Here is a 12,311-nt window from a genome sequence, read left to right on the forward strand (position 1 = left end):
TTTATATACTCCTACTAGTCTTCATTACTATGATTTTGTTTGATTTTATGTAAAAGAGCCATCACTTTTTCTTTATCATGGGCATGATCTTCCATATATACGTGGCAAATTTTGTGCAAGTAAGTTAAAAACGTTTCATAATCGACAATAACACTTTTGTCAGTGTCACCCGTACCGTCTAGAAATTCAATGCCGTTTTCAACATAGCCCTCTTCCCACGGCTCTAAGTCGTCTGAAAATGTACAAATGTGGTACTCATTTCCATAACCAGTTTCCTCTGAAAAATAGTGTAAGACTTTTAAAAATTTTTGATCTGATAAAGCGCTATAAAAACTTATCATGGGAGACAACGTACAATCTATATCATGAAATAATTCTACGATTTTCTTCATTTGTATCCCCTTTTTATAATTAATTGAATCAACATTTACTATTTGATCACGCCTACTTCTATGAGAGCCTCAAAAAATCCACAATTATTTTCATGCCCTACTTTAGCTGCGGATTAATGAAGCATAGCTAAAAATTCTTTGAATGTATCTGCAACAGGGTACGTGTTCGGCTCAAGCTCAGCAGAATTTTCATGATCCCATACACAAACGCTAGGGTTATCTCTTGAATTTCTATAATCTAAACACACAAAATCTCCTGCAAATAAAGTCGCGATTGGTAATAAAGCTACTCCCAATAAATCTCCATCATCTGTAAGCCGATCCTCTAATTGAGTCCATGTTACATCAATATCAAACGTACCGGCTTCATTGTTCTCTGGGGCTTCAAGAATACATAAAAACCTTATTAATACATAGCTATGACTCTTCACTTTAAAAGCTTTTGCTTCTGGAGAAGCCCCGTTATTTCTTTTTATCATTTGTTCTTTACCTTTTTCATCCGCTAATTCTCTACTTAAATATTTGTACTCGAAAATCCCGCATTTTCACTTTGTGCTTACTGCTTCCTTCATTTGTATAGCCTTAATAATTGTTTAAATAGGATTATTTGGATATTCTTTTAAATATTGATCTATTAAACTTTTAGTTTTTTCATCCGCTGGTGCTTCATCCAAATATTTATACTTCCAAATCTTTTTCTGTGCTACAAATCCGTAATCTGTATTCAGCCAATCTGTATAATCAAATGATACAGAGAACTTCCCTGTTTGATCTAACATTAGCGTAAAAGAATACCATAGCTCCTGGCTATTTTCTTTAAAGATTTCTCTAAGCTGTTCACTAAGATCAAAAAGCTTATCTTCTTTATTATTAAATTCTAGTTCCGATAGATTAAATTGTTTTGGTATATCTAGGCTGTACGTGTAGCTATTATCTCTAATTGATTTATAAAAAAAGTAAACTCGCCCCCCGGATTCATCAATCTGTGCATAAAAATAAAATCTTTCCCATTCTTCTGGAATCATATTATTAACCGTTTCTGCTATTTCTTGATACAATTCCTGTAACTGGCTTTCCATTTGCATAGAATTTATCCTCCTGACTGGTTTTCAACTGTTGCTATCCCTAGTTCTTCATCTTCAATTTGGTATGTTATTCTAACTGTTTATCTTTAACTTTTTTATGTTTCTTCAAATCCATGTCAGACAACTAAAAAAAGACCCTTGGTTACTTTTGTACAAAATCAAGTGCTTTAAGGCCATCTGTTTTTTAGTAGCATTAATGTTGTAACTTTCATAGTAAAAGTATGATACTTATATATATCGTAGCAACTATTACGCTGACACATCTTATGAACTCTAGCTTTACAAAAGAATTAGCGTTCTTCTTTGCACAAATATAAGTATTGGCCAAATTCAGGAAACGCATCCCAGTTTTCCCCAAGGATATTGTTTGTTTCGCGCTCCTCGACTGAACCATTCTTTAAATCTCGCTTTTCCATTGCTATGTAACCATCTTCTCGGAAATGTAAAATCAAAATACCTACTTCTGTATCAGTTTCATCATCATATTCCCAATACATGGCTGTTCTTAAAAAAACCATACCTTCACTCATAACTTCGAAGTCATAATTTAAATATTTACGAATTAGTTCATCGTAAAACCCTACCGAAACCCATTCATTTGTAATATTTATAATATACTTGTGCTTCTCATCTTCCCTTAGTACGACCGTATAGGGTTTATGTTTTTGGTGGTATGTGTATGCAGTATGCTCATCAAGAATGTTCCAAGGCTTCTTTTTGATATCTGACCATTCGTCACAATAATACATTTCCATAGTCACTTGTACACCTTCCCATAATATTTCTACTAACAGTGCTGTTTTTTTTCACAAATTCTTTATACGTTTCTGGTAAATTTATTCTCCATTTACCTTCCTTTTCAGAAAGCACAGTATCGTCCGGCAAGGGATAAATGATTGATTGATCCATCCTTACATTCCATTTGTATACCTCCTTAACATTATGATGAAGTGTAATAGTAAATTAGATAGTGACAATAGATACTCGACTTTAGCATCCTTGCTCAAATTATTAAATCGATTCATTTGATTTGGTGATTCTCCTTCATACATGATTACCTTTTGAGTAATTTTATGTATTTCGTATCTTTCCCTTCAAATAATCTTCCTTCTGATTTTCGATTAGCTATATCAAAAAACTCTTTGGCAATTAAAAGAGATCCCACTTCATAATAAATAACGCCTGAAATAAACTCTTTTTCACCATCATCAAATCGTTTAAAGCCTGATGAGTATAGATGAGTTAGCCAATATTGGGCACTTTCATAGTCATTCATTATGATAAAGGTATCAATGATATCTTTTACCACCTCATAAGTATCACTATATAACCCTTTTGGAAGCGGAATTTCTTCCCACCCTTTGATTAATACATCAACAGATTGTTGGTAATTTTTCTGTTCAAATAACTGATCACTTTTCACTCTATATTCTCCAACTCTTTGTTGGATATTTAATTCCATTTTCATTTACATTCTCCTTAATAAAATGGGATGACTTGTTAAGACTAAAGATACATTGTTATTTAATAGTTTTGCACTTATAAAATTTGACTAGACCTATTAATCCCTATCCTAAAACGTAAAAAACACCTTTTTCTTTTCTTTAACAATTACGTGCTGTTAAAAATAGTGCATTTAACTGCTTATTGAGGTTTGCTGACTGTTAGTTCTCACTATTTGCTGTAGTGGTCTACACTTACTCATTCGTTCTCTTTATTCAATGGGTTCCATACACTGAGTTAAAATAATTTCATAAAATCTTCTCTTTTTATTGAGGTTTCATTGCTTGTACACTCATAATCATAAAAAACTAATTCCATTCTTTCAATTTCCTCTACTGTGATAAAACCGGTCTCAACTGCGCTATTCAAAAAGACAGTGCTACTATCTGCACCGATACCTTCCAGTGCTTGCGGTACATATTTTACTTTTTCGTTTTTATAAGCTTCCCAAGATGTATAAGCGGCGGCATCCACTAGTAGTGACCATAGCCTAGCCATATTCAAGTCTTCTTCTTCCTCAGCAAATTCTGAGATCCCTGTATAGTCTGCATTGTCAATAAGCTCATAGAGTTCATCTCCAGTTACAGTATGAGATTCACCCCATAACCAACATTTGTCTAACGCTTCTCTACCTGCTGGATATCTTTCATCACCTTTACTTATTACAGAAAATACTCTTTCAGCAACAATTAAAACAACCCCAACTTTTCGTTCACTTTGCAAATTAAGAATGAATTTATTTTTCACAAAATCCTCTTTATGTTTATTTAATAATCTTTCCATTTTTTTAACGTACACGTAATTCATTTTTGAACTTTTCTATGATTGTACTGATTGTTACGCTCAAATAAAAGAACGCACCTGCTTCCTTTTATGGACAATCAAGTGCTATATGCTATATAAACTTACTTAGTCTATTTACACATTATTTTTTAATTATCTTGTAACCCTATTAAAATCCATTCATCTACAATATCCCAGAAATCAACACTATATTCAGGCTGGTCATTGGTGAACCACAGTGTTGCTCCATTATGCGTACAATTGTTCAAATCTACCGCAACGTATCCACCCATACCATTCTCAAAAAATCCATAAGTGGTATCAAGATTGATTTCTAATGGATGCTCTAAATCATCAAGAATCCCCCATTCATCTTCTTTAAAATAAGTTACTCTCTCTAACGGTACTAGACCCATTGCTCGACTTGGCATATAATAAAAGCCATTATGTAACTTTCCGTAAAATTTAACAATAGATTGCGGAACACTTGACCAAGCTTGTTCCATGTCTAAATCGTAAATTGATTTGTTTGGTATTCCCCCTTCATAATAAAGAATTTCGTCATTTTCACTCTTCACACTATATAGAATGGCGTACTGTCCATTATCTATAATGAGTTCAACATCTACTAAATTCTCTTTTAAATATGAAATCGTGTGACTTAATTCTTTTTCACATACCCGATTCCATAAAGCAATTAGTTTATCTTTCCTCTCAGTCTTGTCAGTTTCTATAAATACTTCCACCCATTCTTTCGGGATGTTCTCTTTCTTAATATTTAGTAAGTCTTCATTAGATACAAACTCAATACTTTTTCTGTATTGTTGCAGAAAAGACAACTTATCCACTTAGAATCACTCCTATTTATCCGCTTAAATTCATTTATTAAACTATCTTTATTTTCTACCGTGTTTTCTCTTGTAAATATGCTTATAGATTGTTGTCGGATAAAAAACAGTTTATTTAGATGGTCACATCATGCCACCCTACGTCGTTCACCTGTTCATCTAATAAACGAAGTCCCAATCCATTTTCTATATCCCATGTACAATCAAATGTTAGTCCAATATCACGTTCATCATAAATATCCTTATACGAAACAATAATACCCACTAGGCTAATTATTTCAAGTATTTGGTCAGTGTTTTCAGTTTCTAGGTAATGCCTATTTTAACTAACATCACAACCTAACTCATGCCATGTTTGTTTATATACGTCTTTGTACTTTTCATACATGGAACTTCCCCCCACTTACTCGCTGAGCTAAGCTCGTTCCGCTCCTTCAGGTAGGGGTCTTCTAGACTAAAATGATAAAATGTCATCTCACCTAGACTCGTAATTCTTTTTCTACTCATTTCACTCGTACTTTGTTTTTTTATTTATATATTCGTTATTGTGTTTCCTATACGATCTGCTTGTAAAATATAAAATAAGTAGTAAGTCTACTTCATTAGAACGAACCTTATACCTCTACTGGCCCCATAAAACCAGTAATAATAAGAATATGTTCCTTCAATTTGACCTTTTTTAAGTTCTCTACTTTTTCTGCTCCACCTAACCCTAATAGAGGTGTATAACCAAAACACTCATCATACTCTAACTCATTGTATTGTTTAAGCGCTTCGGGATAAGGCTGCCAAGATAAATCTTCATCCCTGAATTCTAAATCAGCAATATTTTGAAAGAAAAATTCAAATGTAAACATAATAATCTTTACTATGCCATACCTGTAATTAAGTAATCCAACATATCCATCCGCCCAAATAATCAAGTCTCCCATACTCGTAGCAAACAATACGATTGAATCCTTAAATCTTGGACAACTCTCCTCCAAGATTTCTATAAATTCCTCTGGATTTACGCTTTTAAAATACCCTTGCATAAATGTACCAAATCCATAATTACTCCAAAAATTTATCACTTCATTTGGTACTAATTCTTTATACTTTTCAATGATTTCACTCGGAACTTTACTATGCAACTTAAAATCTTTTAAATATTGCTCCATTCAACCTCCTCCCCTAAAGTGTTAACTTTACATTCAAATACGTATTTTTAAATTGTTCTGGTGTCATGTTTTTCGCTACTTCCTCTATTTGTTTATCAATACTCTTGATTCTAGACCTCCATTAACTACCTATAGAGAAATTAATCCTCTTATCTCCTATTATTTCAGCTTGTCCACCTGCTATCTAGTCAGGAGTCAGGGTGCTTAAGTAACTAACCATGCCTGAGCTTTTTTCTTTGCTTGTGATAACGGTAATCCCTCACTTTGAAGTTCATTTACCTTTTGTACATAAGCTTTTTGTCTAGCTATTTTTGAACTGCATTTCCTTCTTTCGCTCTACCTTTATCAATAAATTGCTCTCGATTTTTCTGATATTCATATATGGTTAATTCATTCATCCCTTTTTCTTGATCTTTTAACTGTCTTGTAAATTCTTATGAATCGAATTTAGTTTTGTAGGTAAATTTCACTTTAATTTCTTTTGTTCTAGGTATATCATCTAAATGCTTGGCTTTATCCGTATCCTTATTTAAAACCAAAAGCGATAATTGGGTTACCAATTATCGCTTACTAAGTCAAACCATTTGATGTACTATAAAGTAACAATTATTTTATTATCTATGATAGTTCTAAAATTGGTGTAATTTCTCATCATGTTATTACCATATGCACTAACTGCTTCATTACCACACACCAATACTAAATTAAAGCTTGTTATTTTTCACTTCTTCAAACCACTCATCAGCAACATGATCAGCTGTTTTACTATCATCGTTAGTATATACTAAATCATACTTGTATTCAGCTTTAAAATTGCCACTCTTAACATCATAGATTAACTTCATCTCCGTTGGCATATCTCTTTCATATTCTTTGCATAATTCTTCAATCTTTTCGATATCTTCACATATTATTCGCAACACCATAAGCATTCTTTTTTGAGACACATCATATCTTTCGTCTCCATTCTCCAATGCATCATTCACTTTATGACATTCTACATACTTATTATTGATACAATAAAAGAAACTGCCTGAAACAATTCCTCCTTCACGTGAAGCATAAACATATACTTTATCAGCTCTATCTTCAACGTACTCCATACATATAGATATCATATCAGCTTGTAATTCACTAAACTTATCTTCATATTCTTTCATTTTACTGTTTTCACTCCTTAGATTAACTCTCAAGAATTCCAGTTAACCTTACCTAAAAAATCTTTTCGTTCCTTTAGTCATCATAGAGTGACCCACCTTATTTGTTTAGATACTTGCAATGACTAGCGATTGGGATAAGCTATTTTGGCGCTATTCTATTTTATAAGCCGTAACTTTTATAAAATAGAAAATAAATACTGAAATGCGCAAATGCGTTTAATAAAAGCACCGATTGCCTAGAAAATTCAATCGGTGCTCCCACTTACTCTTGCAAATTTTTTATTCCCAAATTAATCTCATTAATTCAGGAATAAAAGAATTTATACCTATTTACGAACGTAGGTTTTATAAGTTTCCCAATAAAATTAACAAACAAATAAGTTTAGCAGCCCTCTAGAGTTATTTGTCTTTTAGGCTTTTTATAAAATCTTCAAAGCTATAAGAAATAAGGCTAAAATGCGTGTTAGAAGGTTCATACTCTTCTTCGTAGATGTCTTCCATGTCTAAGCTCCAATAATAAACCGCTCCAGCATCTTCTCCTGATAATGACAAGCAAATTTTGTTATCAATTGGATCTTCGCCAATAATTAGAAAATTATCAGGTATTATATGGTTACTATGAAAAGCTAAAAATACATTCTGTACATTTTTATGCACTTCTCTAGTAAATGGAAGTATAGATGTTAAAGATGACGTGATTTTTTTGTCTAAGGTTTGAAACCTTCGTATAGTAGGGTTGCCGCCATTGGTTTTAAGTAAAAACTCTTTATAATCATCGGGCAATTCAATATTCCACTCTTCTTCAAATGATTGAATCTCTTGCAAATTTGCAGGTTTACTATTATTTTTAATCTCTATATTCATAAATAAATATTAACCTCCCTCTATAAATTATCTCGGTCTATAACTTTGCAACCCATATCATCCCTAGAGATTCTTTCTTTTAGTTTCAAGTTTTATAGTGAGAGTGTGACACCCTTTACATGCTGTGACAAATCATACATTAAAACGTAGGTGCCACTTTTACATACAATTTAAAATCAACTTCTATATCATTTTTAACACTTGTTCTTTCACATTTTCGTCAAACTTAGCTCCTTCTACATTTGCTCCTGTCCAAACTACATTGTTGAGTTTAGCACCGGTAAAATCCGCTTCTGTGAAATTAGCATTTCTAGCATCTACCTCTGATAAATTCACATTTTCCAAATACGCTTTTTCAAATTTACTATTTGTCAGATTGGCACCGCTGAAATCCGTTCCCGTACAGTCGGCCTGTTCCGCATCAATTCCTGACAAATCTGCATGGCGAAATGTAGCATGATTTAAAATTGTTCCAACTAATTCTCCATGTGAAAAATCAACCTCATCAAAACGAGTTTCAAAGCAACTACTTATATTTAGTTTTGCATATTTCATATTTGCTTTAGAAAAATCCGCTTCGCCAAACCTACAATCTGCCATGTTAATTTCCTCTAAATTACAACTTCTGAAATCAGCTAACTCAAAATCGCAGTCATGAAACGCTGCTCTCATTAGTGAAGAGGCTCTCAACACAACACGTTTTGCCATAATACGCCTTGCCATTACTTCTGACAGGTCTGAAAAACTAAGGTCTAAATCACTCATATCTACCTGATCTATAACCTCATCATTATATTGAGATCTATTTACTATTTCCATGACCCTTATTCGATCGTTACTTTCCTCATCCATGATTACAAATTCCTTTCCTTTAATTTTCTAGATACTTCTTCCAAGCAACATTAGGCGAATACGTGACAACCATTCGACTTTCATGAAAGCTTGGCACAGCTATTACTTGAGCTGGTTCTAAGTATTTCATTACATGTAACCACCGATCTAGCCATGTATCCCTATCAGCTTCTAATGGATTTTGTAAAAGATCCATACAAACTCCGCCCCATTCTAATTCCGATACGACAGCGGGAGTATTTAGTAAGAATTCTTTATCAAACATTTCCAAAACCTGACCACTAAAATATGTTCTAGCTCCTACCCCCAAAGGACCGTTAGGAAGAAATCTAACCGGTATAGGTAGAGATGAAATATTCATCCATTTTTGTAAGCGTTCACGTTCAGTATTCCAAGGATTAGGTACTGGCCAACAAATTTGAGCTACTCCAAAACAAGGTTTTGCAACTTCTGCGATTTGATCAGATAGCACAAAAAAATCTGACCAAAATTTTTGAGGAATAGATTTTTGAAATTCAAATTTCAGAAATGAACCATAGTTCAAGTTAACTTCAAAGCGTCCTCTATAGTGCACAGATTTATCACGATACAGATGAACTTCAGATACTTTACGTCCCGAAATTACTTCTTCTAGAATTTCCTCACGATTATATTCTACCCGTACCGTTTCAGCGTTCCCCCAATGAGTAGGAGCAAATTTTTCATTTGACTCAAACACATCCAAAAGACGACCTAATAGCTCCTCTTCGTTAAAAGCTACTGTGGGGTACATTGAAATTGAAAAATAATTAGGTTTCATTTATATCCTCCTTCCATACTAGATATCATATCAGCCTTTAATTCACTGAATAAATCTTCAAATTCTTTCATACTACTTTTACTTCTTTAACACTAATAAAATGCTGTAAGGCCATGCTTGCCATCAATAATATATTTAACTATAAATTTCTTTGTTTGCATATTACTCTCAGTATAAATGTTTTTAACGTCAACACTTATTTTTTTGAAATATTTTTTTAAAAATCCAACCTTATTTCTCTTTAACTTTCTGATATTTTTCACATTCACATCGGATGACTTAAAAACAAAAAATTGCTCACAAAAAAACACTTGTTGCCTAAAAGGCAGTCAAGTGCTTATAGTTCATTTTGTAATATAGCCTTGAACATTACTGTACTGGTCCCATGAATTCAGTAATAATAAGAATATGTTCCTTCAATTTGACTTTTTTTAGATTCTCTACTTTTTCTGCTCCACCAAGCCCTAATAATGGAGTATAACCAAAACACTCATCATAAGCTGGCAAATCATAGTGGTCTACTGCTTCTATATAAGGTGACCATTCTAATGATCTCTGTCTAAATGGTTCTGCCTCTAAAAATCTAATAAATAAAGAATATTTTGAAGCTAGCACTTTCGTTTTAGCCTTACGATAGTTAACCATCACTACATAGGACTCATTATTTTCATCCATCTCAAATAGTATAATATCACCCATGGATGTAGCAAAAATTGGAATGGTCCCTTCATTTCTTAAATATGTGTCAGTTATCAACTCCCTAAAATCATCAGGGTTAATTACTTTTAAATAACCATTCAGAAGAGTTCCATATCCATATGTTTTCCACGCTTCAATCAATTCTTTTGGAAGATACTCTTTATATTTATTGATTGTTTCTTCTTCTACTGTTCCAATTTGCCGAAAATCATTGCATATATTCAATTCCTACTCCTCCCTGGTGTGTAAGCTTTACATTTAAATACGTGTTTTTGAGTTGTTCAGGCGTCATATCTTTAGCCATCTCTTCTATCCCTTCATCTCTAACAATATGTATTAAGTTTAAGCCTTGTTCCTTACAGTATACTTTGATTTCGTCTTTTTGATATTTCAACTTACCTGTCCTTGAGTTGAGAATTCTGTATACTCAACAACGTTTAATTTTTCAGCCCCCCATTGCGAAATTAAAATTTATGTAACGCTTTTTTAACGAATAGCGAGTATTATACGGCCGTATCTAGTAAAAATACAACTCATAATTTATTAAGCCAAAGCAGAGTTCGAACACCCTTTTACTTTATCCATTGTTTATCGCCTAATTATTATATTATTTTCACAAACCAAGTATTAAAACATAATGCCTTGATGGTACAACCATCATAAGCTATTGATTTTCATTAGCATTTTTTATGTAGTCCAAAGCATAAATTTCTCACAAAAAACAAAAAGCACTTGTTGCCTAAAGTAGACAATCAAGTGCTTTAAATTCTATTGTAACCCTTTTAAAAAGTTCATAATATCATCTTTTTTTAGCGAAGTATTACTATCCTTTAAATAATTAATGAACTCTTTAACCACTACCTTATTTATTAGTTTTATCTCATAAAAACCGTTGGGTCCATTCGGCACTGGGTAGTCCCCAAATTATAAAACAATATCTTGAAAACCAACCTCGACTATTTCTTCATCCTCAAATTTTACCGCAAGACCATGCTCAGGTTCCCACGTGCATTCAAGTAACAAACCAACTTGTCTTACATCTTCATCAAAGACCATAGGAAATATCAGTTGCTTAGGTTCAACAATATTAGCTATCTCGTCCTTTGTAGATATGACAGGAGCCATCTTATCAGCGAATTTCTCACCGAGCCGCTGTCTGTAATCTTCGTAAACTTCTAAATAATAGTTCAATATAGCATCCTCAGCCAAGTTCAAAAGACGTTCTTTGTCATTAAAAAATTTATGATAAGCATTGACCTGTGCATCTTCAAATTCTGCATCATCTTCCGCTTCAATATTTAATGTTACAGTCTTTTCATGTCCAAACAAGGTAATGTTCATAGCCCTCTTCCAACCATGGTAGTAGGCTAATTCTCCAAACATTTTATGTTGAATGGTCTTCATTGCTGCCACCCTCTACTTGTTTTTTTACTTTACCTGCCTTAAAAACTCCACTTAGGGTTTCATTGACCCTCTCATTTTTATAAGCAAATGTGGAGTCACCACGTTCTTCATTCTATTTTCCATTATTCACCGGCATTTGTGCAAGTCTTTCTCCATACGTATTGTTAAAGGTTCTAGCTGGGCTCTTCTGCCCAACTTCAAACGTACCCTTAGGAGCCTCCTCAAAATTTACGCCTTCTCTCAGTAGCGAAACTGCCTTTTATAAAAAGAAACCCTTTAACGAGTAACTGACACTCAATCAAGGGTTCTTAATAAGTAAAAAGCTATTTTATTATTAAATATGTTCCCTCTTAACTTGCTCAAACCACCGCCTAGCAACGGAACTTGCAGTTTCATTAGAATCAATTGTATGCACAAGCTCATACTTATAATCTGCGGTTAATTTATTTGCTTTAACATCGTAAACCAGTTTAATCTCTGTTGGCATTTCACGATTGTATTCTTTGCATAATTTAATCATTTCTTTAATATCTTCATTGATTATTTTAACAACTGCTTTTTGACGGACTACAGAAGTATCATAAGAAAAATCGTTTTTATTCTCTACATTGATCAATGCATCATTAAGTTTATGTCTCTCGACAATTTTACCATTGATATTATAAAAAAAATCATTTGAAATAAGACCTTCTTCATAAGAACAATATATATATATTTTATTTGCTCTATCGAAAACATACTCTAAACATATCGAAACCATAT

At 33.0% G+C, this 12,311-nt stretch carries 17 protein-coding genes and 1 pseudogene; all 18 read right to left on the reverse strand.

The window, feature by feature from the left end; translation table 11 throughout:
• Positions 1-14 precede the first annotated feature (14 nt).
• Positions 15-392, reverse strand: coding sequence for a ribonuclease toxin immunity protein CdiI (cdiI, locus tag U9R83_RS13255; protein WP_047751848.1), 378 nt, complete (start codon positions 390-392; stop codon positions 15-17).
• 113 nt (positions 393-505) lie between these two features.
• Positions 506-871 (reverse strand): SMI1/KNR4 family protein, encoded by a 366-nt coding sequence (locus U9R83_RS13260; protein ID WP_209366647.1) that lies wholly within the window; start codon positions 869-871, stop codon positions 506-508.
• 114 nt (positions 872-985) lie between these two features.
• Positions 986-1,471, reverse strand: coding sequence for an antitoxin YezG family protein (locus tag U9R83_RS13265; RefSeq protein WP_209369356.1), 486 nt, complete (start codon positions 1,469-1,471; stop codon positions 986-988).
• A 296-nt stretch (positions 1,472-1,767) separates the two neighbouring features.
• The gene (locus tag U9R83_RS13270) at positions 1,768-2,232 is read right to left on the reverse strand and encodes a hypothetical protein (protein ID WP_209366649.1); all 465 of its coding nucleotides are present in this window, start codon (positions 2,230-2,232) and stop codon (positions 1,768-1,770) included.
• A 299-nt stretch (positions 2,233-2,531) separates the two neighbouring features.
• On the reverse strand, positions 2,532-2,945 hold the full coding sequence (locus tag U9R83_RS13275) for a hypothetical protein (protein ID WP_098626658.1): 414 nt from the start codon (positions 2,943-2,945) through the stop codon (positions 2,532-2,534).
• A 272-nt stretch (positions 2,946-3,217) separates the two neighbouring features.
• Positions 3,218-3,763 (reverse strand): Imm6 family immunity protein, encoded by a 546-nt coding sequence (locus tag U9R83_RS13280; RefSeq protein WP_226701296.1) that lies wholly within the window; start codon positions 3,761-3,763, stop codon positions 3,218-3,220.
• A gap of 149 nt (positions 3,764-3,912) precedes the next feature.
• Positions 3,913-4,611, reverse strand: a complete 699-nt coding sequence (locus U9R83_RS13285; RefSeq protein ID WP_182421599.1) for an SMI1/KNR4 family protein — start codon at positions 4,609-4,611, stop codon at positions 3,913-3,915.
• 115 nt (positions 4,612-4,726) lie between these two features.
• Positions 4,727-4,909: pseudogene (locus U9R83_RS13290) on the reverse strand (DUF6985 domain-containing protein); the annotation flags it as partial.
• Positions 4,910-5,225: 316 nt separating this feature from the next.
• The gene (locus U9R83_RS13295; protein ID WP_025751635.1) at positions 5,226-5,771 is read right to left on the reverse strand and encodes a T6SS immunity protein Tdi1 domain-containing protein; all 546 of its coding nucleotides are present in this window, start codon (positions 5,769-5,771) and stop codon (positions 5,226-5,228) included.
• 305 nt (positions 5,772-6,076) lie between these two features.
• A complete protein-coding gene (locus U9R83_RS27700) occupies positions 6,077-6,169 on the reverse strand; it encodes a hypothetical protein (RefSeq protein WP_226555440.1) in 93 nt (30 codons plus the stop codon).
• A gap of 306 nt (positions 6,170-6,475) precedes the next feature.
• A complete protein-coding gene (locus tag U9R83_RS13300) occupies positions 6,476-6,931 on the reverse strand; it encodes an immunity protein YezG family protein (protein ID WP_209366651.1) in 456 nt (151 codons plus the stop codon).
• Positions 6,932-7,330: 399 nt separating this feature from the next.
• Entirely contained in the window at positions 7,331-7,795 is a 465-nt protein-coding gene (locus U9R83_RS13305) for an SMI1/KNR4 family protein (RefSeq protein ID WP_097812533.1), read from the reverse strand.
• A gap of 183 nt (positions 7,796-7,978) precedes the next feature.
• Complete coding sequence (locus U9R83_RS13310; RefSeq protein ID WP_209366653.1) at positions 7,979-8,647, reverse strand: pentapeptide repeat-containing protein; 669 nt, start codon at positions 8,645-8,647, stop codon at positions 7,979-7,981.
• Positions 8,648-8,666: 19 nt separating this feature from the next.
• A complete protein-coding gene (locus U9R83_RS13315) occupies positions 8,667-9,446 on the reverse strand; it encodes a hypothetical protein (protein ID WP_140450971.1) in 780 nt (259 codons plus the stop codon).
• A 369-nt stretch (positions 9,447-9,815) separates the two neighbouring features.
• Positions 9,816-10,370, reverse strand: coding sequence for a T6SS immunity protein Tdi1 domain-containing protein (locus tag U9R83_RS13320; protein ID WP_140450972.1), 555 nt, complete (start codon positions 10,368-10,370; stop codon positions 9,816-9,818).
• Positions 10,354-10,539, reverse strand: coding sequence for a hypothetical protein (locus tag U9R83_RS13325; RefSeq protein ID WP_209369402.1), 186 nt, complete (start codon positions 10,537-10,539; stop codon positions 10,354-10,356). The genes U9R83_RS13320 and U9R83_RS13325 overlap by 17 nt, the downstream gene beginning before the upstream one ends.
• A 530-nt stretch (positions 10,540-11,069) precedes the next feature.
• Positions 11,070-11,549, reverse strand: a complete 480-nt coding sequence (locus U9R83_RS13330) for a DUF6985 domain-containing protein (RefSeq protein ID WP_028408251.1) — start codon at positions 11,547-11,549, stop codon at positions 11,070-11,072.
• 334 nt (positions 11,550-11,883) lie between these two features.
• Positions 11,884-12,309, reverse strand: coding sequence for a DUF600 domain-containing protein (locus tag U9R83_RS13335; protein ID WP_140451025.1), 426 nt, complete (start codon positions 12,307-12,309; stop codon positions 11,884-11,886).
• Between the last annotated feature and the right edge of the window lie 2 nt (positions 12,310-12,311).

Origin of the sequence: Priestia sp. LL-8 (assembly GCF_036227845.1) — a bacterium.
Classification (GTDB): Bacteria; Bacillota; Bacilli; order Bacillales; family Bacillaceae_H; genus Priestia; species Priestia zanthoxyli.

Bases quoted from the DNA above. Each gene is read 5' to 3' on its own strand.
- cdiI (WP_047751848.1), bottom strand. From the start codon at position 392: ATGAAGAAAATCGTAGAATTATTTCATGATATAGATTGTACGTTGTCT.
- U9R83_RS13260 (WP_209366647.1), bottom strand. From the start codon at position 871: ATGATAAAAAGAAATAACGGGGCTTCTCCAGAAGCAAAAGCTTTTAAA.
- U9R83_RS13265 (WP_209369356.1), bottom strand. From the start codon at position 1,471: ATGGAAAGCCAGTTACAGGAATTGTATCAAGAAATAGCAGAAACGGTT.
- U9R83_RS13270 (WP_209366649.1), bottom strand. From the start codon at position 2,232: ATGGAAATGTATTATTGTGACGAATGGTCAGATATCAAAAAGAAGCCT.
- U9R83_RS13275 (WP_098626658.1), bottom strand. From the start codon at position 2,945: ATGAAAATGGAATTAAATATCCAACAAAGAGTTGGAGAATATAGAGTG.
- U9R83_RS13280 (WP_226701296.1), bottom strand. From the start codon at position 3,763: ATGGAAAGATTATTAAATAAACATAAAGAGGATTTTGTGAAAAATAAA.
- U9R83_RS13295 (WP_025751635.1), bottom strand. From the start codon at position 5,771: ATGGAGCAATATTTAAAAGATTTTAAGTTGCATAGTAAAGTTCCGAGT.
- U9R83_RS27700 (WP_226555440.1), bottom strand. From the start codon at position 6,169: ATGAATGAATTAACCATATATGAATATCAGAAAAATCGAGAGCAATTT.
- U9R83_RS13300 (WP_209366651.1), bottom strand. From the start codon at position 6,931: ATGAAAGAATATGAAGATAAGTTTAGTGAATTACAAGCTGATATGATA.
- U9R83_RS13305 (WP_097812533.1), bottom strand. From the start codon at position 7,795: ATGAATATAGAGATTAAAAATAATAGTAAACCTGCAAATTTGCAAGAG.
- U9R83_RS13310 (WP_209366653.1), bottom strand. From the start codon at position 8,647: ATGGATGAGGAAAGTAACGATCGAATAAGGGTCATGGAAATAGTAAAT.
- U9R83_RS13315 (WP_140450971.1), bottom strand. From the start codon at position 9,446: ATGAAACCTAATTATTTTTCAATTTCAATGTACCCCACAGTAGCTTTT.
- U9R83_RS13330 (WP_028408251.1), bottom strand. From the start codon at position 11,549: ATGAAGACCATTCAACATAAAATGTTTGGAGAATTAGCCTACTACCAT.
- U9R83_RS13335 (WP_140451025.1), bottom strand. From the start codon at position 12,309: ATGGTTTCGATATGTTTAGAGTATGTTTTCGATAGAGCAAATAAAATA.